This is a genomic window from Pseudomonas sp. ABC1, from assembly GCF_013395055.1.
Taxonomy (GTDB): domain Bacteria; phylum Pseudomonadota; class Gammaproteobacteria; order Pseudomonadales; family Pseudomonadaceae; genus Stutzerimonas.
Genome location: NZ_CP058349.1, coordinates 1,783,578 through 1,802,584, shown reverse-complemented (window position 1 = coordinate 1,802,584; position 19,007 = coordinate 1,783,578). Strand labels below are relative to the sequence as shown.

The following is a 19,007-nucleotide window of genomic DNA, read 5'->3' as shown; positions in this document are numbered from 1 at the left end:
CGCCAAGGCCCTGTCCAGAGCGCGGAGCCTGGGTTCAGACCTTGAAGTAGCTGGCCTCGCGGCGCAGCAACTGGGCCAGTTCCGCCAGGTGGGCGGAGGCCGTGGAGGTTTCCCTGGCCTGGGTGTTGACTTCGCGGATGCCGGTGTTGAGTAGGTCGACGGTAAGGTTCAGTTCGTCGATCACCGTGCTCTGCTCTTCGGTGGCCGTGGCGATCTGCTGGTTGAGGCCCAGGATTTCATCGGCCGAGCTGGCGGTCATCTGGAAGCTGTGGGTCGATTGCTGCGAGCTTTCCATGCCCTGCTGGGTGAAGGTGCGGCAGTGGTGCATATGGTCCAGGGCTTCCTGGGCGGCATTGCGGAACAGCACGATCTTCTCGCGAATGGTGCCCGCGGCGCTCTGCGAATTGCCGGCCAGCGAGCGGACTTCATCGGCGACCACGGCGAAGCCACGGCCATGTTCCCCGGCGCGGGCGGCCTCGATGGCGGCATTGAGCGCGAGCAGGTTGGTCTGGTCGGCGATACCGGTGATGATCATGAGCACTTCGTCGATTTCCACGGTGCGCGCGTTGAGCTGCGCCACGATGTCCTCGGACTGGATCACCTGCCGGGTCAGCTCGGCCATGGTGGCCTGCTCGGTTTCGACGATGCCGCGACCCTCGGTGACTTCTTTCACGGCCCGTTCGGCTTTCTCCGATGCGTTGGCGGTATTGCTCGCGACCTCATGGATGGCGTAGCTCATTTCCTCCAGGGCGGTGGCCACGCTCATGGTCATGTCGCCTTGTTGCGTCGATTGTTCGAGCAGGGTCGCACTGCTGTGCTTGAGTTGCTCCGAGGCGGCGAAGAGTTGCCCGGTGGAGTCGCTCATGCTGGCGATCAGCGTGCGGAAACGGTCGATCATGCCGTTGAGCGCCTGGCCGGCCGTGGCGACTTCGTCCTTGCCGTGGACCTGGGCCTTGAGGGTCAGGTCGCCGGTCTGCTGGATACGCGAAACGACTTCCATGATGTGCTTGAGCGGGCGCACCACTGTGCGCTGGCAGAAGCTCCAGGCCAGCACCATGCCCAGCAGGATGGCGCCGAGGGAGAGCAGGGCCAGCATCCATTGCAGGTGATTGAGGCGCTGGAAGACTTCGTCCTGTTCGGCGGTGACGCCGAGCTTCCACTGGGTGCCTGGCACCTGCTGGTAGCCGACGACGTAGTGCTGCTCGGCTTCGTCCAGGCGGCTGATGCCCTGCCGGCTCACCTGCATCTCGCGGTAGGCCTGCGATGCGGTATCGGCGCCGGCGGCGGCCGGCTTGTACTGCTCCAGCACTCGCTGGCGATTGCGGTCGGCAATCAGGGCGCCATCCTGGTTGAGAATGAAGGCGTAGCCCTGCTTGCCGAAGCCCAGGTCGTCGGTGATTTCGCTGAGCAGGCTGGCATCCATGCGTGCGATGAGCAGGCCGTTGATCTGGCCATTGCCGTGGTCGCGCAGAGGGGTCGCGAGCATGATCACCGGCAGGTTGACCGCACGGCTGATCACCACGTCCGACAGGCTGCTTTCGCCCTGGAAGCCCCGGCGGATGTAGTCGCGGTCCGAGAGGTCGGCAGTGCTGCCGTCGGGGTAGTGGGCGACGCCTTTCAGGTCTACCCAGCCCATGCCCATGTAGTCCAGGCGCTTCGTCGCGGTTTGCAGGTAGTGCAGGGCCTCGTCGTCGAGGCTTTGCAGGCTGGGATGCTGGGCGACTTCGGAGAGGGTAGCGAGCCGGGTATCCATGCGCGCGCGGACGATCTTGCCGGCATCGGTGGCCATGCTTTGCAGCGCCTGCTCGACCTGCTCGTTAACGGCCATGGTGGCCTGGTAGACGGCGGTGATGCCGAGGCTGCCGGAGCTCAGCAGCAGGACCGCAAGGAAGGTCAGCAGCAGTTTGCCGCCGATACTGGTAGGGCTGAACAAGGACATATGCACGTTGCCGTTTCTTTTGTTGTGATTGATCGCTGGATGGTGACGCATTGCGCGTAATGGCTTTTTGATGGCGATCAAGGGAGGAACGGCAATTCTGCAATGTGGCTATCGCTGTTGCAGGCGCGCATCACGCCTTGTGGACAGCGTAGCGCTGGTGTTCCCAGCGCTCAGGGGGGGAGCTGGCGCTCAGTAGAGCGCCTGGTAGAGACGGCGACGGTATTGCGTCACCAGCGGGTGGTCATTGCCCAGCAACTCGAAAATCTGCAACAGCGTTTTATGTGGCAAGCCGTCGGCATAGGTGCGGTTGCGCACGAACAGCTTGAGCAGTGCGTCCAGGGCTGTTTCGTATTGCTGGCGGGCCAGTTGGTGGATGGCCAACTGGTAGGAGGCCTCGTCGTCGTTGGCGTCCTGTGCCAGGCGCGACTTGAGGTCGGCTGCCTCAGGCAGGTCGACCACTTGCCGCAGGAACGTCAGTTGGGCGCGGGCGGCGGAGAGCGCCTGCTTGTGCGCGTCACCCTGTACCGCGTTGAGGACGGTTTCCGCCTCCGCCAGTTCGCCACGCTCTGCCAGGCAGCGGGCATAGAGGATCAGGGCGGGTGGGTTTTCGCTGTTCTCGCCGAGGAGTGTCTTGAGCAGGGCTTCCGATTCAGCGATACGGCCTTCGCTGAACAGGGCCGTCGCGCTTTCCAGCGGGTCGGCGGGCGCGGCGGTCGGTGCGGGCACATGGGGTTCGAGCATCGCACGAATCTGCGACTCGGGTTGTGCGCCTGCGAAGCCATCGACCGGCTGGCCATCCTTGAACAGCACCACGGTCGGCAGGCTGCGAATGCCGAAGCGGGCAACGACTTCCTGCTCGATATCGCAGTTGACCTTGGCCAGCAGCAGCTCGCCCCGGTATTCCTCCGTGATCTTTGCCAGCAGTGGCATCAGTGCCTTGCAGGGCGCGCACCAGTCGGCCCAGAAGTCCACCAGTACCGGCTTGTGGAACGAGTTCTCGATGACGAGCTGGTCGAAGCTGGCATCGGTGACATCGAAGATCGGAGAGGGCTGGCTCATCGTTGTTCTCGACAGTGGCTATGGGGCGATGCTTGCGCGCAGTGAACGCGAGGTCGCGCAAGGTGGTGGGCCGACGGTGTGGCGCCAGGGCAGGCAGGCTACAGGTGGGCTTGTCGATGGTAAATGGGGACGGCCGCATGATGAAACAAGGGCGGGCTTTACCCTACCTTTACCCAGCATGGCTGTTTGACGCGGTATCGAGTTGGCTACTCTGCGTTTCCGTTCATTCGAGGAGCGATGGTTCGTGGATAGGCCGTATTTCTTTCATCCCCTGTGGTTGGTTTCCGTTCTGGCAGGCCTGGTGCTGCTATCAGGGTGTTCCGGTCGTGGCGAGGCCAAGCGGCCCGAACCCGTCGAGCAGGTCAGGCAGCACCTGGTGTCGGCTTACCAGCCGCAGAGGCATGCCATCGAGAGTCGGCAGGCGACCTGGCGGATTGGCGAGCAGTCGGTACAGGTGGAGTGGCTGTCGCCGCTGAACGAGCAGGGTCAGCCGCTGCCATTGGTGATCTATCTGCCTGGGCTGGGAGAGTCTGCGAACGCTGGCGAGGCCTGGCGCAGTGCCTGGGCCGAGGCGGGGTATGCGGTATTGTCCGTGCAATCGACCGCCTATGACCGTTCGCTCTTGTCCTCCCCTCTGGCGCTGGCCGGCAATTTTCGCGAGCTGGCCCGCAAGAGTTTCAGCGAGCCGGCCCTGGCCGAGCGCATACGTTTGCTGGAGTTGACCCTGGAGCAGGTGCGTTCGCGTGCCGCTGGCGGGGATCGGCTGTTTGCCGCTATCGACTGGCAGCGCGTCGCCCTGGCGGGGTTCGATCTGGGGGCGCAGACCGTGACGGCATGGTTGTCCGGCGAGCATGCACTGCGCCCGCAGGCTGTGATCCTGCTGAGCCCTTATGTCGCGCCCGGCGAGAAGGATGAGGCCTTCGCGTCGATTTCAGTGCCGCTCCTGGCCATGACCGGGCCACAGGACGAGGACCCGTTCAACTGGGTCGACTCCTTTCGGCAGCGGCAGAAGCTCTGGACTGCCGTGCCGGTGGCGGGCAGTTATCAGCTGACGTTGGCCAATGCCACGCACAAGACGCTGTCCGGCACGGGCGTCCTGCAGCCACCCGTGGAATGGGATGAGGTGGCCGCACCGGGGCGTGACCGCGAGCGTAAGGGCAGTGGTGAACGGCCCAGCGGTGGCCCGGGTGGTGCCGGCGGGCCTGGTGGTCCGGGTGGTGGTCGCCCCGAGGGCGGCATGGGCGGCGGCAAGGGGCCAGGCGCGCGTCCAGGGCGTGCTCCCGAGACCGTCGGGAGCTTCCGTGAGCCGCCACAGGACTACAAGCAGATCGCGGCCATCCAGGCGTTCAGCCTTGCGTTTCTCGATGCCCGGCTGGCGCGGCGGGCGGCGGCGGAGAACTGGTTGCAGCGGGAGGCCCAGGACTGGCTTGGTGAGGCGGGGCAGTTGGAGGAGCGTCTCGTGCTGCCGGCGGTGGTTCGCGAAAGCCATTGATAGCGTGTTCTCGCAGGTAAGGCAGGAGTACCTGCCATTCCGGATGTTGGGCATAGGCGACAAGGCGCAGGGTCGCCTTGTCGCTCAGGCTTGCCTGGCGCTGCCATTCAGGGTTTTGCAGCGCCTGCCAGTCTTCCGGGAGGCGTATCCGCCTGACGCCGGGTAGCCCCAGAGCTTCTAGCCAGGTGGCGAAGTTGCGTTCGCGGGCCAGGGCCTGGCCGTTCAGCAGCGTCTGTACTTTTCGGCTGCCAAAACCGGGTATCCCTTGCAGGCGTTGTGGGTCGAGTTCCAGCCAGGCCAGCAGGTCGGGCAACAGGCCCGCATCCAGCAGGCTGGCCCAGGTGCCTGGGCCGACGCCGGGGAGGTCCAGTCCCTGCTTGCCGCCCAGCCACTGCAAGCGTGCCAGGAATTGCTGGCGGCAGCCGGGTGTCGGTCGCCAGCAGCTCGATTCGTGGAAGTCCTCTGGGTTCGGCACCTGTATCGAGGGGCGCGGGTTGCCGCGCCAGATGACGTGCTCCAGGTGGGGAATGGCCTGCCCGGACAGCTTGATCGAGACCTGGTCGCCGGGGCGTATGTCCAGTTTTTGCCATTGCTGCAGCGAGCCAAGGCTGACCCGGCCGATACGACGGTCATCGAGCAGTACCGGCTCCAGTTGCAGTCGAGGGGTGATGCGGCCTGTCCTGCCGATCCTGAATTCGACCCTGCGCACCTCGGCCAATACCGCGCGTGGCGGGTACTTCCAGGCCACGGCCCAGGCAGGAGGGCTGGCCTGCCAGCGTTGTGCCGGGGGCCGTTTACCCTGGCGCAGCACCACGCCATCGCTGGCAAACGGCAGGGGCGAGCGATACCACTGCTGGCGTTGACTGCCCGCCTGTTCCGCGTTGAGCAATGGCCTGGTGAACGGCTGTGTATCGAAACCCATGTGGCCCAGGCCTTCCAGGCGTTCCAGCATCGATTCCGGGCCATCTGGCCAGTCCCAGACGAACAGCCCGATGCGCTCCAGTGCCTCGTCGGGCAGGTGGCGGCTGGCCATGGCACCGGCGACCCTGGCGCGTGCGCCCATGCCACCGCAGTCGGCCTGGATATGGTCGTCGAGTCGCCAGTACAGCTCGCCCTGCAGGACGGTCAATGGCTGACGCAACGGCAGGCTTTGCGGGATGGCGGATAGTCGGCGGGCATGTCGGGTCCAGTCCTGCCCGGAGCGTCCGTCGCCCCGGCTGATCGCCTGTTGCAGTTGGCCGGCACGGTAGACCAGGGTAACGGCGACGCCATCGACCTTGGGCTGTATCCACAGGTCGCCCTCGCGGCGTGCGATCCAGCGTGCGACCTGTGAATCGCTGGCGAGCTTGTCCAGGCCCGTCTGGGCGACCGGGTGGGCCAATGGGCCGGCATGTCGCACACCGGTGGTGGCTGGACGAATGCCGGGAAAGCACGCCCGCCAGTCCTCCAGTCGTGCCTGGGCCTGGTCGTAGAGGTCGTCGTCGATCAGGGGCTGGCCCTGCTGGTAGGCGTGCTCCCAGGTTTGCAGTTGCCGCTGGAGCGTGGCGATTGCATCGTTCGCCTGTGCCGGCGGCCAGCTCGGGCAGGCTGCCTGGGCCAGTAGAGGCAGCCAGCAAAGCCAGGGGATGAGGTGTTTCATGGTGAGCGTCCCTGCTCGTCGTTGGGCAAGGCGATTGTGCGGTTCGTATCACCCGCTGTCCGTGAACCCGTTCACGGATTCTGTAATTCGCGTCGTTGGGCCCCGCGCGGGTCGCTTTTCTCTACAATCACCGGTCCAGCATGTTGCAGGGGCAGAAACGTGTCTTCCGTCATTTCCATCGAACAGCTTCGCAAGACCTACGCATCGGGGCAGCCCGCCCTCAAGGGCATCGACCTGGAGATCCGCCGGGGTGAGATCTTCGCCCTGCTCGGGCCCAACGGCGCTGGCAAGACCACGCTGATCAGCATCATCTGTGGCATCGTCAATCCGGGGTCGGGACGGGTCTCGGTGGATGGCCACGATATCCTCAAGGACTATCGCGCCGCACGCGCCTGCATCGGCCTGGTGCCGCAGGAGCTGTTCAACGAGGGCTTCGAGAGCGTCCTGTCGACGGTGAAGTTCAGCCGTGGCCTGTTCGGCAAGCCGCCGGCGCCGGAGTACCTGGAGAAGCTGCTGCGCGACCTGTCGCTGTGGGACAAGCGCAATGCGCGCATCAATGAACTGTCCGGCGGCATGAAGCGCCGGGTGATGATCGCCAAGGCGCTGTCCCACGAGCCGAGCATCCTGTTCCTCGACGAGCCCACCGCCGGCGTCGACGTGGAGCTGCGCCGCGATATGTGGAACATGGTGCGTGGCCTGCGCGAGCGCGGCGTGACCATCATCCTCACCACCCATTACATCGAGGAAGCCGAGGAGATGGCCGACCGCATCGGTGTCATCCGCAAGGGCGAGATCATCCTGGTGGAAGACAAGACGACGCTGATGCGCCAGCTCGGCAAGAAGCAACTGCGCCTGCAACTGCGGCAGCAACTGGCGGCGATTCCCGAGGCGTTGTCCGCGTATTCGCTGGCACTGGCGGACGATGGCCATGAGCTGGTGTTCAGCTTCGACGCCCAGCGCGAGAGCAGCGGCATCGCCGAACTGTTGCGGACACTGGACGAGCAGGGCATCGAATTCAAGGACCTGCAGTCGCAGGAGAGCTCGCTGGAAGAAATCTTCGTCAACCTGGTGAGGGACGCGGCATGAATTTCTACGCGATTCGCGCCATTTACCTGTTCGAACTGGCGCGTACCTGGCGCACGCTGCTGCAGAGCATCGCCACCCCGGTGATCTCTACCTCGCTGTATTTCGTGGTGTTCGGCTCGGCCATCGGTTCGCGCATGGCCGAGATGGGCGGTGTCGGCTATGCCGCGTTCATCGTGCCAGGACTGATCATGATGATGCTGCTGACCGAGAGCATCTCCAATGCGTCGTTCGGCATCTACATGCCGCGCTATTCCGGGACCATCTATGAGGTGCTGTCGGCGCCGGTGTCGCACCTGGAGATCGTCATCGGCTATGTCGGCGCGGCGGCCACCAAGTCGATCATCCTCGGGCTGATCATCCTGGCCACGGCGCGGGTGTTCGTCGACTTCCAGATCGCCCATCCGCTGGTGATGCTGCTGTTCCTGGTGCTGACCGCGCTGACCTTCAGCCTGTTCGGCTTCATCATCGGCATCTGGGCCGATGGCTGGGAGAAGCTGCAGATCGTGCCGTCGCTGATCGTCATGCCGCTGGCATTCCTCGGTGGCAGTTTCTACTCCATCGAGATGCTGCCGCCGCTGTGGCAGAAGATCACCCTGCTCAACCCGGTGGTCTACCTGATCAGCGGCTTCCGCTGGAGCTTTTTCGGCGAGTCGGACGTGAACGTGGCGGTCAGCCTGGGTATGACCCTGGGCTTCATGCTGCTCTGCCTGCTGGTGATCGGCTGGATCTTCCGTACCGGCTACCGGCTCAAGAGTTAACCCGGCCCTGTGGCCACCTCAATCGCGCAGGTGGCCCAGTGGCAGTTCGGTGCTGGAAATGATCTGCTGCAGCACGAAGCTGGAGCGCACGCTGGAAACGCCCTCGATGCGGGTCAGCGTGCCCAGTAGCAGTTTCTGGTAGTGCTCCATGTCGGGGACCACCACCTTGAGCTGGTAATCCGCATCCATCCCGGTGACCAGGCAGCATTCCAGCACTTCGGGACAGCGGCGGATTTCTTCCTGGAAATGCTCGAAGCGTTCCGGGGTGTGGCGGTCCATGCCGATCAGCACATAGGCGGTCAGGCTCAGCCCGAGGTGCTTGCGGTCGAGCAGGGCGACCTGGCGGCTGATATAACCGTCGTCTTCCAGTTGCTTGACGCGCCGCGAGCAGGGCGATGGCGAGAGGCCGATACGTTCGGCCAACTCCTGATTGGAGATTCTTGCGTCGTGTTGCAGGGCTTCGAGAATCTTCAGGTCATAGCGGTCGAGCTTGCTCATTTTCATGCCCTTTATTCAGTGGTTTGCGTATGCGTGGAATATTCTTCTGAATTATTGCGCATAAAGTCGGTATTCGTGCAATAAAAGCAATCCTCTATCGCCCCTCGGGGCGTAAGCTTTACCTCGACTTCAGCCACGGACGTTCTGGCGCGGGCCTTATCGGGCCTTGCAGCTCCGCAGGTCTTACCGAGACCTCCGGCCCGGGTATCTGGTGCTTACAAGGCGCTACGAGAAGGTTTCGCTACCCGCGAATGACGAATCGAAAAAGACCATGCCCGGGCATGGTCTTTTTTTTTGCGTCGAGAATGCTTGTGCAAGCATTCAGCCTTCGACAGGGTCCGCATGCACCAATACCTGGGCCTTCGGATAGTCCTGGCGGATGGCCGCTTCGGCCTGTTCGCACAGGGCGTGTGCCTCGGACAGGGGCAGTGTGCCGGGCAGCTCCAAGTGCAATTGGACGAACCAGTGGTTGCCGGAAGCCCGTGTGCGCAGGTCGTGGCAGCCGAGTACGCCGGGGATCGCCAGTACCCGCTGCAGCATGTGCGTGCTCACGGGTTCGGGCAGCTCGGTGTCCATCAGGGTGGTGACGGATTCGCGGGCGATGCTGACGGCGCTCCAGAGGATGTACAGCGCGATCGCCAGGCCGAAGATGGCATCCAGATGCTCCCAACCCAGGCTGGCGAGGATCAGCGCCAACAGGATGCCGCCATTGAGTAACAGGTCGGAGCGGTAGTGCAGGGCGTCGGCGCGGATCGCGTTGGAGCCGGTCAGTCGAATGACATGGCGCTGGTAAAGCAACAGGGCGGCGGTCATGGCCAGGGACAGGAGCATCACTGCGATACCCAGTGCATGGGCACCGAGGGGCGCTGGATGGCGCAACTGGTCGATGCCCTGGATGCCGACCAGAATCGCGCTGACGCCGATGAACGCCGCCTGCCCCAGGCCCGCCAGGGCTTCGGCCTTGCCATGCCCGTAGCGGTGATCGTCGTCCGCTGGACGCAGTGCATAGTGCACGGCCAGCAGGTTGAGCAGTGAGGCTGCGCCATCCAGCAGTGAGTCGGTCAGACCGGCCAGCAGGCTGACCGAGCCGCTGTACCACCAGGCGACCGCCTTGCACAGCGCCAGCAGCAGGGCCGTCGCCAACGCCGCGCGGGTGGCGCGGCGCAGCAGAAGCGCATAGCGCTGTGAGTCCTGCATGTTCAGGCTGCGCGGACGAGGCCCAGGCTGGCAAGTTGCTCCAGGCTGCCCTGCTGCTGGATCAGGCGTGGGTCGTCTAGCGGCAGGCTGTGGCCGGTTTCGCGCTCGATGATGGCTTTCAGGCGCGCCATGTCGACCTTGCCGTCGGCACCGATGGCATCCTGCAGTGTTTCCGGCGCAAGGCTGTACTGGTTGTCCGGCAGGTAGATGGCGCCGGTGGCGAAGTCGATGCCGAAGGCCAGCAGGCCGGGGATGACGTAGAACAGCAGACCGATGGCGTTGAACGCGGCGATGGCCGGGTCGATGCGGCCGTCGATCTGGCCCCGGCGATCCGGATAGAACAGGGTGCCGCAAGCGGTCAGCTGGCTGACCAGGGTGGCAATGAGGACGCCGCTGACGAGGCGAGAGCGCATGGGCATGGAGGTCTCCTGATGGTTTGATTCCGCGCGCTCTACTATAAGCCAAAGCCAAATTCCCGCGCGCGATTTACAGGACGGGTCAGTAGAATCCACCGTCCGTTTCCCCTTGGCTGCCCGAGATCCCGTATGACCCCTCTGCCCATCGATGCCGCCCTGCCGGCCTTGCGTGCTGCCTTGCTCGACCGTGACGAAGCGGTGTTGCAGGCGCCGCCGGGGGCCGGCAAGACCACGCGGGTGCCGCTGGCCCTGTTGCAGGAGGCCTGGCTGGGTGGGCAGAGCATTCTCATGCTGCAACCGCGCCGGGTGGCGGCGCGCGCGGCGGCGGAGCGCATGGCGGGTGAGTTGGGCGAGCAGGTCGGGGAAACCGTCGGCTACCGTATCCGCCTGGACAGCCGGGTCGGGCCGAGCACGCGCATCGAAGTGGTGACCGAAGGCATCCTGGCGCGACGCCTGCAGGACGACCCGGCACTGGAGGGTGTGGGCCTGGTGATCTTCGACGAGTTCCACCTGCGCAACCTCGACTCCGACCTGGCGCTGGCGTTGAGCCTCAGTGGGCGCGAGCTGCTGCGGGACGAGCAGCCGCTGAAGGTGTTGCTGATGTCCGCGACCCTGGAGGGCGAACGCTTGTCGCGCCTGCTCGACGATGCGCCGGTGGTGACCAGCGAAGGGCGCATGTTTCCGGTGGATATCCGCTGGGGGCAGCCCTGGCGGCCAGGGGATTTCATCGAGCCGGCGGTGGTGCGTGCCTGCCTGGAGGCGCTCGACGAGCAGGGTGGCAGCATCCTGGTGTTCCTGCCGGGGCTGGCGGAGATTCGTCGCGTGCACCAGCAACTGGCTGAGGTGCTGGGCGAGCGGCCCGACCTGCTGCTCTGCCCCCTGCATGGCGAGCTGGAACTGAATGCCCAGCGCGCCGCCATCGAGCCGGCCCCGGTGGGCAAGCGCAAGCTGGTGCTGGCGACCAATATCGCCGAAACCAGCCTGACCATCGACGGCGTGCGCGTGGTGATCGATGCCGGGCTGGAGCGGGTGCCGCGTTTCGACCCCGGTACCGGCATGACACGGCTGGACACCCAGCGCATCTCACGCGCCAGCGCCGAGCAGCGCGCCGGCCGGGCTGGACGGCTGGAGCCGGGCGTCTGCTACCGCTTGTGGTCGCAGGCCCAGCATGAACAACTGCCGGCCTATTCCGCCGCCGAGGTGCTGCAGGCGGACCTGGCCGGGCTGGCCTTGCAACTGGCGCGCTGGGGGATGTCGCCCGAGCAGTTGAAATGGCTCGACTCGCCGCCCGCCGCCGCGTTCGCCCAGGCCCGTGAGCTGTTGCGGCGCCTGGGCGCGTTGAAGGCCGATGGTGGCCTGAGCCCCCATGGAAAAGCCATGGCCGTGTTGCCGGCCCATCCACGGATCGGGCACCTGTTGCTGCGTGGGCAGGCGCTGGGCCTGGGGGCAATGGCCTGCGATGTGGCGGCCTTGCTGGGTGAGCGCGACATCCTGCGTGGCGCGGGCGCGGATGTGCACAGCCGCCTGGCGCTGCTCGAGGGCGGGGCACGCCTGCCTCGGCAGGCACAGGCGGCCGTGCAGCGGGTGAAGCAACTGGCCAGGCAATACCGGGGCTACCTGCGTGAGCGGCCGGCCACGCCGGTGGACGATCCGGCGCACCCGCGCTGGCTGGGTTGCCTGCTGGCCCTGGCCTATCCGGACCGCGTCGCGTGCCAGCGCCGCGCCGGCGGCGCCGAGTACCGCCTGGCCAATGGACGGGCAGCGTTGTTCGGCGAGGTCGATGCACTGATGAAGCATCCGTGGCTGGTGGTCGCTGATCTGGGCAGTCGCCAGGGGCAGCGCGAGGAGCGCATCTACCTGGCTTGCGACCTCGATGCGGGCCTGTTCGACAGCGTGCTGGCCGAGCAGGTGACACTGCTGGACGCCCTCGACTGGGACGAGCGCGAAGGCGTGCTGCGCGCCGAGCGTCAGCGCAAGGTCGGTGAGCTGGTCCTCGCCCGCGAGCCCTTGCCGGGGCTCGACGCCACGGCCCGTGCCAGTGCGCTGCTGGGCGTGGTGCGGCGCAAAGGGTTGGAGCTGTTGCCCTGGACGCCGGAACTGCGGCAGTTCCAGGCGCGCGTGGCGCTGCTGCGCGGGCTCGACCTGCAGCGCGACGGGCAGAGCCCGTGGCCGGACCTGGGCGATGCGGCCCTGCTCGATACCCTGGAAGAATGGTTGCAACCCTACCTGGATAACGTCAGCCGCCTGAGCCACTTCGGCCAGCTCGACCTCGCCGCCATCCTGCGCAATGCCTTGCCATGGCCACTGCCGCAGCAACTCGACGACCTGGCGCCGACCCATGTCCAGGTGCCGTCCGGCTCGTCGATCCGGCTGGACTACAGCGAGGCGCCGCCGGTGCTGGCGGTGCGTCTGCAGGAACTGTTCGGCATGGCCGTCACGCCACGTATCGCCGCCGGCCGCCAGCCACTCAAGCTGCACCTGCTGTCGCCGGCGCGGCGCCCGGTGCAGGTCACTCAGGACCTGGCGAGCTTCTGGGCCAACACCTATGCCGAGGTGAAGAAGGATTTGAAGGGGCGCTACCCCAAGCACTACTGGCCCGACGACCCGCTGGTCGCCGAGCCTACGGCAAGGGCCAGGCCGCGCGGGCGCTAGGCAGCGGCAGGCGGATGTCCTGGTTGTCCTGGCTCAGGCGCTCGTAGGCCCTGTCCAGGGCGTCGCGCAGCCCCAGGCTGTCGTGGCTGCGGCGGGAAATGATGAAGCGGATCGGCACGTCCTGCAGGGCGAGGTGCGGCAGCATGTCCATGCCGGCCTTGCGCACGGCTTCCTGCATGGGCGATTGATAGCCCAGTACGTAGTCGGCGCGGCGGTGCATCAGCATCTGCAGGGCCGATTCGTGGGTGCCGGTGCGGCGTAGTTGCAGGGCCATGTCCGCGTTGTCGAACAGCGCCGCCAGGTCCTGCGAGTAGCTGTAGCCACCGAGCACGATCAGTTCCTTGCCGACCAGGTCTTCGGGAATCCTCGGCGGGCGGGTGTCGGGGCGAAAGTACAGGTTGATGCGGGTCTGTCCGAGGATGTTGCGACTTTCCAGCGTGTGCTCGACGAGCCCCGGCTTGCCGGCAGCGCCGACCCAGAGGTCGATGTTGCCTTCGATCAGGTCACGATAGAGCCGGGCGCTGGCGAGCTGCCGGTAGACGGCGCGGTAGCCTGCCTCCTTGAGTACCTGGCGGGTCAGGTCGATGACCGGGCCGTGCACGAAGCCTTCGGCGTCGGTGTAGATCTCCGGCGGAAAGTCGTAGTAGCCGACCACCAGCTCGGGGCTCGCCGGCGCCGCCTGGGCGGTGGCCGTCGAAAGGCAGAGCAGCAACGAGATCAGCAGGCGCAGGGTGTTGGTCAAGGTCGAAACAGCCGTCGGTGGGGTGGCGAAAAACAGCAGGGATAAAGCCTTGCCGAGCGGGCCGCGTCAAGCTCGACCATGGAAACCTTGTGAATGCCGCCTCGGCATCCGACAAGGCCTTCACTATACTGACCGGCCACTGCGTCCCCTGATTCTGGAGCCCGTAATGCCGAACAAAGGACTGCTTCTGGCCATTGTCCTGTGCCTGCTCACTGCCTGTGACTCTTCGCAGGACTCCGTCACCGCTGCCCGTACCGCGCCTGTCGCCACTGAGCAGCGCCCGGCGCAACCCGCCATGGATCGTGCGGCGCTGGCCGAGCGTCATGCCGGTCGGCCACTCGAAGTGGTCGATGTTTCCGAGATTCAGCTGGACGGCGCCAGTGCGCTGTCGGTGACCTTCTCCGTGCCTCTGGACCCGGACCAGTCCTTCGCCAAGCGCCTGCACCTGGTCGATGCCAAGGACGGCAAGGTCGATGGTGCCTGGGAGCTGACCGACAGTCTCACCGAGCTGCGCCTGCGTCACCTGGAGCCGCAGCGCAAGCTGGTGTTGACCATCGATGCCGGCCTGCGTGGCATCAATGACGCCAAGCTGGCCGCCGAGCATGTCAGCCGCTTCGAAACCCGCGACCTGCAGGCCAGCGTCGGCTTCGCCAGCCGCGGCTCGCTGTTGCCGACGCGCCTGGCCGAGGGCCTGCCGGTGATCGCTCTGAACGTCGACAAGGTCAACGTCGAGTTCTTCCGCATCAAGCCCGAGGCCTTGCCGAAGTTTCTCTCGCGCTGGGGCCGCAGCAGTAGCCTCGATACCTGGGAGTCGCAGCAACTGCTGCCGATGGCCGATCTGGTCTATGGCGGGCGCTTCGACCTCAAGCCGGCGCGCAACACCCGTGAAACCCTGTTGCTGCCCATCGCCGGCCTGGAGCCGTTCAAGCAGGCTGGCGTGTACCTGGCGGTGATGCGCGAGGCCGGCAGCTACAGCTATTCGCAGCCGGCAACCCTGTTCAGCCTGAGCGATATCGGGCTGTCGGCCCACCGTTACCGTGACCGCCTGGATGTGTTTACCCAGGCGCTGGAGGGCGGCAAGGCGCAGTCCGGGGTGGCGCTGGAACTGCTCGATGGCGACGGTGCGCTGCTCGCCGAGGGCAAGACCGACGGCAAGGGCCATGCGCAATTGCCGTTGCCGGCCAAGGCCGAGTTGCTGCTGGCCAGGCAGGATGAGCAGACCAGCCTGTTGCGCCTGAATGCACCGGCACTGGACCTGGCCGAGTTCGATATCGCCGGGCCCAAGGCCCACCCGTTGCAGTTCTTCGTGTTCGGCCCGCGCGACCTCTATCGTCCTGGCGAAACCGTGCCGCTCAACGCGCTGCTGCGCGATGCCGACGGCAAGGCGGTGAATGCGCAGCCGGTGAGCGTCGAGGTGCGCCGCCCGGATGAGCAGGTCAGCCGCAAGTTCGTCTGGAACGCCGACGATTCCGGCCTGTATCAATACCAGCTGCAATTGGCCGAGGAGGCGCCGACCGGGCGCTGGCAACTGCTGTTCGACCTGGGCGATGGCAGTCCGCAGTTGTACGAATTCCTCGTCGAAGACTTCCTGCCCGAGCGCCTGGCGCTGGAACTCAAGGGCCGCGATGAGCCTTACGCACCGGGCGACACCGCCGAATTCGCCGTGACCGGTCGCTACCTCTACGGCGCCCCGGCTGCCGGCAATCGCCTGAGTGGCCAGCTCTACGTGCGCCCGCTGCGCGAGGCGGTGGCGAAGCTGCCGGGGTATCAGTTCGGCGACATCACCGAGGCAGACCTGACCCAGGACCAGGAACTCGATGAAGTCAGCCTGGACGACCAGGGCCAAGCCGTATTGCGTCCGGAAAACCGCTGGGGCGATGCGCGCTCGCCGCTGCGCCTGATTCTCCAGGCCAGCCTGCAGGAGTCCGGTGGCCGGCCGATCACCCGCCGCATCGTGCAGCCAGTGTGGCCCGCCGAGCGTCTGCCGGGGCTGCGTGGCCTGTTCGACGGCGAGGAGGTCGACGCCGACAGCCTGGCCGAGTTCGAGTTGCTGGTCGCCGATGCCGCGGGCAACAAGCTGGCGGCCGACAACCTGCAAGTCCGTCTGATCCGTGAGCGCCGCGACTACTTCTGGAGCTTCTCCGATGGCGAAGGCTGGCGGCACAACTACACCGAGAAGTTTCTTACCCTGAGTGACGAGCCGCTGCGCATCGAAGCCGGTGGCACCGCGAAGGTCAGTTTCCCGGTGGAGTGGGGGCCGTACCGTGTCGAGGTGATCGACCAGGATACCGGGCGCCTCAGCAGCCTGCGCTTCTGGGCGGGCTACCGCTGGCAGGACAATGCCGAGGGCGGCGCGGTGCGCCCCGATCAGGTCAAGCTGGCGCTGGACAGACCGGCCTATGCCGCAGGCGATGTGGCCAGGATCACCGTCACTCCGCCAACCGCTGGCAACGGCTATCTGCTGGTGGAATCCAGTGAGGGGCCGCTGTGGTGGCAGGCGATCAGCGTTCCGGCCGAGGGCAAGACCTTCGAGCTGCCCATCGACAAGAAATGGGCGCAGCATGACCTCTACCTCAGCGCGCTGGTGATTCGCCCCGGCGAGCGCAAGGCACAGGTCACCCCCAAGCGCGCCGTCGGCCTGCTGCACCTGCCGCTGGAGCGGGCGCCGCGCAAGCTGGCGCTGAGCCTGGATGCGCCGGAGAAGGTGCGGCCGAAGCAACCGCTCAAGGTCAGGGTCAATGCGCGCAATGCCGATGGCAGCGTGCCCGAGCAGGTGCACGTGCTGGTGGCAGCGGTGGATGTGGGCATCCTCAATATCACCCGTTACGCCACGCCCGATCCTTTCGCCAACTTCTTCGGGCGCAAGGCCTATGGCGCCGATCAACTGGATATCTACGGGCAACTGATCGAAGGCCAGGGCCGTGTGGCCAGCCTGGCCTTCGGTGGTGACGCCGGCCTCGCTGCCGGTGGCAAGCGCCCGGACACCAGCGTGCTGATCGTGGCCCTGCAAAGCGATGCGCTGAAGCTGGATGACAAGGGCGAAGGCGAAGTCAGCCTGGATATCCCCGACTTCAACGGCGAGCTGCGCCTGATGGCCCAGGCCTGGACCGACGAGCGCTACGGCATGGCCGAAGCCAAGACCCTGGTCGCCGCGCCACTGGTGGCCGAACTGTCGATGCCGCGCTTCCTCGCCGGTGGCGACGAAACCACGCTGGCGCTGGACCTGACCAACCTGTCCGGTGCCGAGCAGCGGCTGAAGGTGCAGGTCAACGTAGAAGGCCAGTTACGCCTGCTGGACAGCAGCCAGGCACCTGTCCAACTGAACGATGGCCAGCGCACCACACTGCGTATCCCGGTGCGGGCCGAGGGCGGGCTGGGGCAAGGGCGCATCCAGGTCGAGGTGTCCGGGCTGGCCCTGCCGGGCGAGGAGTTTGGTGCGTTCAGCCGTGAATGGACGCTGGGCGTTCGCCCGGCCTACCCGGCGCAGTTGCAGCACTTTCGCAGCGTACTCAAGGACGCGGCCTGGAGCCTGCCGGCGGGTAGCCTGAGCGCTTTCGAACCCGCAGGGCTGGAAGCGGTGCTGGCGCTGTCCAGCCGCCCGCCGCTGAACCTGGGTGAGCAGATTCGTGCGCTCAAGGCCTATCCCTATGGCTGTCTGGAACAGACTGCGAGTGGCTTGTACCCGTCGCTGTATGCCGACGCCGCCAGCCTGAAGAAACTCGGGCTCGAAGGCGAGCCGGACGAGCAGCGCCGCAAGAGTATCGAGCTGGGTATCGAGCGTCTGCTCGGCATGCAGCGCCATAACGGTGGTTTCGGCCTGTGGAGTGCCGAGGGCGAGGAAGAATACTGGCTGACCGCCTATGTGACCGATTTCCTCCTGCGCGCCCGTGAGCAGGGCTTCGCCATCCCCCCCGAGGCGCTGAAAAAGGCCACCGACCGCTTGCTGCGCTACGTGCAGCAGAGCAGCCTGATCGAAGCCAGCTACAGCGAGGATGTCGGTCACACCCGTTTCGCCGTGCAGGCCTATGCCGGTTACGTGCTGGCGCGCAGCCAGCAGGCACCCTTGGGCACCTTGCGCAGCCTGCTCGAGCGCAGTGGCGAGGCACGTTCCGGCCTGCCGCTGGTGCAACTGGCGGCAGCGCTGAAACTGATGGGCGATGCTCCGCGTGCCGAGCAGGCGCTGGCGCAGGGGCTGATCCAGGCGCGTAATGCCGATCACTGGATGGCGGATTACGGCAGCCCGCTGCGTGACCAGGCGCTGATTCTTGCCGTACTGGAGGAGCACGATCTGGCCGCTGGTCAGCGCGAGCAGCGCTTGTTCAACCTGGCCGATGAGCTGGCCGGACAACGCTGGCTGTCGACCCAGGAACGCAATGCGCTGTTCCTCGCGGGGCGCGGCATGCTGATCAAGCCGGAGCAGGCCTGGCGTGCGCAACTGGCCAGTGGCGCCTTCCAGTTCGAGCTGAGCGATCAGCAGCCGAGCATCAAGCTGGAGCGTGCCGAGTTGGCCGAGCCGCTGACCGTCGGCAATGCCGGTGATACGGCGCTGTACCAGCAATTGACGCTGTCCGGGTATCCATCACAGGCGCCACACGCCGGTGGCGAGAACCTCGGCATCAAGCGCGAGTACCTGGACATGGACGGCTACCCGCTCGACCTGCAGCGCCTGGACAGCGGTGACCTGGTGCTGGTGCACCTGGTGGTGCATGCCAAGCAGCGCGTGCCGGATGCGCTGGTGGTGGACCTGCTGCCAGCGGGCCTGGAACTGGAGAACCAGAACCTGGCCCAGAGTGCGGCGAGCCTCGACAACGCCAGCAGCAAGGTCAAGGAATGGCACGCTGCCATGCAGAACGCGCAGATCAAGCATCAGGAGTTCCGGGGTGACCGCTACGTGGCCGCAGTGGATGTCGAAGGCTACGGCGCCACGCACCTGCTGTACCTGGCGCGTGCCGTGACACCGGGCAGCTACCGTGTGCCGCCACCCCACGTCGAGTCCATGTACCGGCCGAGCTGGCAGGCGCTGGGCAGTGCGCCGGAGGGGATGGTGGTGAGGGGGCGGTAGTCGCGTAAAGGCGCCCTCTCCCCAACCCTCTCCCATAAATGGGAGAGGGAGCTGAACGCATTTGCTCCCCTCTCCCGCTTGCGGGAGAGGGGCCGGGGGAGAGGGCAAGGGTTCAAGGAGGAACCATGACACTACTCGATAACGCCAAGCGCCTGCGCCGCGACATGACCGACGCCGAGCAGCGGCTCTGGTACTACCTGCGTGGCCACCGCTTTCTTGGCCTGAAGTTCAAACGGCAGAAACCCATTGGCCCTTACATTGTCGACTTCATCTGCATGGAACGCTGGCTGGTCATCGAGCTGGACGGTGGCCAGCATCAGCAGAGCGAGGCAGATAAAATACGTGACCGCTATCTGGCGAGCCGAGGCTACCGCGTGCTGCGTTTCTGGAATCATGAGGCTCTACTGGAAACGGAGGCTGTTCTTGAGCGGATTCACCAAGCTGTTCGTCCTGCCGAGTAGGTGCTG

12 protein-coding genes and 2 pseudogenes are annotated in these 19,007 nt (G+C 65.8%); 6 read left to right on the top strand and 8 right to left on the bottom strand.

The window, feature by feature from the left end; genetic code table 11:
* Window positions 1–34: 34 nt before the first annotated feature.
* From HW090_RS18120 to trxA, 3 genes and pseudogenes are all read right to left on the bottom strand, one after another.
* Complete coding sequence (locus HW090_RS18120) at window positions 35–739, bottom strand: methyl-accepting chemotaxis protein (RefSeq protein WP_373416387.1); 705 nt, start codon at window positions 737–739, stop codon at window positions 35–37.
* 201 nt (window positions 740–940) lie between these two features.
* Window positions 941–1,789 (bottom strand): annotated as a pseudogene (locus HW090_RS18115) (cache domain-containing protein); the annotation flags it as partial.
* A 339-nt stretch (window positions 1,790–2,128) separates the two neighbouring features.
* Window positions 2,129–2,998, bottom strand: a complete 870-nt coding sequence (gene trxA, locus HW090_RS07940) for a thioredoxin (RefSeq protein ID WP_179113005.1) — start codon at window positions 2,996–2,998, stop codon at window positions 2,129–2,131.
* Between the two features lie 244 nt (window positions 2,999–3,242).
* Here trxA and HW090_RS17865 point away from each other — a divergent pair, with 244 nt between their 5' ends.
* Window positions 3,243–4,490: an alpha/beta hydrolase gene (locus HW090_RS17865; RefSeq protein ID WP_256930763.1), complete on the top strand. Its 1,248-nt coding sequence runs from the start codon at window positions 3,243–3,245 to the stop codon at window positions 4,488–4,490.
* Here the strand turns inward: HW090_RS17865 and ligB are convergent.
* A pseudogene (gene ligB / locus HW090_RS07935) lies at window positions 4,480–6,129 on the bottom strand (NAD-dependent DNA ligase LigB); the annotation flags it as partial. The gene HW090_RS17865 and the pseudogene ligB overlap by 11 nt on opposite strands.
* Before the next feature lie 159 nt (window positions 6,130–6,288).
* On the opposite strand from ligB, the gene HW090_RS07930 reads away from it, so the two are divergent.
* Together HW090_RS07930 and HW090_RS07925 are read left to right on the top strand one after the other, a co-directional pair.
* Window positions 6,289–7,215: an ABC transporter ATP-binding protein gene (locus tag HW090_RS07930; protein WP_179113003.1), complete on the top strand. Its 927-nt coding sequence runs from the start codon at window positions 6,289–6,291 to the stop codon at window positions 7,213–7,215.
* The gene (locus tag HW090_RS07925; RefSeq protein WP_179113002.1) at window positions 7,212–7,973 is read left to right on the top strand and encodes an ABC transporter permease; all 762 of its coding nucleotides are present in this window, start codon (window positions 7,212–7,214) and stop codon (window positions 7,971–7,973) included. Before HW090_RS07930 ends, HW090_RS07925 begins: the two co-directional genes overlap by 4 nt.
* Window positions 7,974–7,991: 18 nt before the next feature.
* Here the strand turns inward: HW090_RS07925 and HW090_RS07920 are convergent, their stop codons facing one another.
* The 3 genes from HW090_RS07920 to HW090_RS07910 all read right to left on the bottom strand — a co-directional run bounded on the left by HW090_RS07920 (window position 7,992) and on the right by HW090_RS07910 (window position 10,087).
* Window positions 7,992–8,477 (bottom strand): Lrp/AsnC family transcriptional regulator, encoded by a 486-nt coding sequence (locus HW090_RS07920; protein ID WP_373416370.1) that lies wholly within the window; start codon window positions 8,475–8,477, stop codon window positions 7,992–7,994.
* A 315-nt stretch (window positions 8,478–8,792) separates the two neighbouring features.
* Window positions 8,793–9,668, bottom strand: a complete 876-nt coding sequence (locus tag HW090_RS07915) for a cation diffusion facilitator family transporter (RefSeq protein WP_179113001.1) — start codon at window positions 9,666–9,668, stop codon at window positions 8,793–8,795.
* 2 nt (window positions 9,669–9,670) lie between these two features.
* The gene (locus HW090_RS07910; protein WP_179113000.1) at window positions 9,671–10,087 is read right to left on the bottom strand and encodes a polyribonucleotide nucleotidyltransferase; all 417 of its coding nucleotides are present in this window, start codon (window positions 10,085–10,087) and stop codon (window positions 9,671–9,673) included.
* Window positions 10,088–10,213: 126 nt separating this feature from the next.
* On the opposite strand from HW090_RS07910, the gene hrpB reads away from it, so the two are divergent.
* Window positions 10,214–12,736 (top strand): ATP-dependent helicase HrpB, encoded by a 2,523-nt coding sequence (gene hrpB / locus HW090_RS07905; protein ID WP_179112999.1) that lies wholly within the window; start codon window positions 10,214–10,216, stop codon window positions 12,734–12,736.
* On the opposite strand, the gene HW090_RS07900 is transcribed toward hrpB, so the two are convergent.
* A complete protein-coding gene (locus tag HW090_RS07900; protein ID WP_256930762.1) occupies window positions 12,705–13,478 on the bottom strand; it encodes an ABC transporter substrate-binding protein in 774 nt (257 codons plus the stop codon). The genes hrpB and HW090_RS07900 overlap by 32 nt on opposite strands.
* Window positions 13,479–13,644: 166 nt before the next feature.
* On the opposite strand from HW090_RS07900, the gene HW090_RS07895 reads away from it, so the two are divergent.
* Window positions 13,645–18,540 carry an alpha-2-macroglobulin gene (locus HW090_RS07895; protein WP_179112998.1) on the top strand — a complete coding sequence of 1,632 codons (4,896 nt, stop codon included), beginning with the start codon at window positions 13,645–13,647 and terminating at the stop codon, window positions 18,538–18,540.
* Window positions 18,541–18,665: 125 nt separating this feature from the next.
* The gene (locus HW090_RS07890) at window positions 18,666–19,001 is read left to right on the top strand and encodes an endonuclease domain-containing protein (RefSeq protein WP_179112997.1); all 336 of its coding nucleotides are present in this window, start codon (window positions 18,666–18,668) and stop codon (window positions 18,999–19,001) included.
* Window positions 19,002–19,007: the final 6 nt, after the last annotated feature.

Excerpts from the sequence above, each read along its gene's own strand:
- HW090_RS18120 (WP_373416387.1), bottom strand. The coding sequence starts at position 739 with ATGAGCTACGCCATCCATGAGGTCGCGAGCAATACCGCCAACGCATCG.
- trxA (WP_179113005.1), bottom strand. The coding sequence starts at position 2,998 with ATGAGCCAGCCCTCTCCGATCTTCGATGTCACCGATGCCAGCTTCGAC.
- HW090_RS07925 (WP_179113002.1), top strand. The coding sequence starts at position 7,212 with ATGAATTTCTACGCGATTCGCGCCATTTACCTGTTCGAACTGGCGCGT.
- HW090_RS07920 (WP_373416370.1), bottom strand. The coding sequence starts at position 8,477 with ATGAAAATGAGCAAGCTCGACCGCTATGACCTGAAGATTCTCGAAGCC.
- HW090_RS07915 (WP_179113001.1), bottom strand. The coding sequence starts at position 9,668 with ATGCAGGACTCACAGCGCTATGCGCTTCTGCTGCGCCGCGCCACCCGC.
- HW090_RS07910 (WP_179113000.1), bottom strand. The coding sequence starts at position 10,087 with ATGCCCATGCGCTCTCGCCTCGTCAGCGGCGTCCTCATTGCCACCCTG.
- hrpB (WP_179112999.1), top strand. The coding sequence starts at position 10,214 with ATGACCCCTCTGCCCATCGATGCCGCCCTGCCGGCCTTGCGTGCTGCC.
- HW090_RS07895 (WP_179112998.1), top strand. The coding sequence starts at position 13,645 with ATGCCGAACAAAGGACTGCTTCTGGCCATTGTCCTGTGCCTGCTCACT.
- HW090_RS07890 (WP_179112997.1), top strand. The coding sequence starts at position 18,666 with ATGACACTACTCGATAACGCCAAGCGCCTGCGCCGCGACATGACCGAC.